Here is a 400-nt window from a genome sequence, read left to right as displayed (position 1 = left end):
ACTTTAAATGTTGAGCCAAACAAAAATAGAAAAGGAAGCATATATAGAAAAATATTAGAATATAATGTAAATTATGCTAACAATGCAAAACTAGTCTGTATTTTTAACGGTCATTATGCAAGTTGTAAAAATAACCCTCTAGATGAAAATACGTTTCAGTTAATACAACCACCTGCAAAAAAAGAAGATTTTGATTCAGGCCAAAAACAGCCTATCAATATCGGGGTAATACAAAAACTGGAGAACGTTGACCCAATCGATCCAAAGTTATGGTATCATGACTCTTTCAAATCTGAAGGCGGATATTTTATGCCTTCTTTTAATAAAGAATATAAGATTGAATCACCAATAAAAATCTTATCCACTAATACACAAAATCAAACATTCGCTGGTTTTGGTG

The 400-nt window shown here is 30.8% G+C and carries 1 protein-coding gene; it reads left to right on the top strand.

The window, feature by feature from the left end:
- Positions 1–400: hypothetical protein (locus AAC855_RS21280; RefSeq protein WP_340612131.1), on the top strand; the 400-nt coding region annotated here is incomplete at both ends.

Origin of the sequence: Xenorhabdus bharatensis, from assembly GCF_037996705.1 — a bacterium.
In the GTDB taxonomy this organism is placed as follows: Bacteria; Pseudomonadota; Gammaproteobacteria; order Enterobacterales; family Enterobacteriaceae; genus Xenorhabdus; species Xenorhabdus bharatensis.
This window is presented reverse-complemented; position numbering and strand designations above follow the sequence as displayed.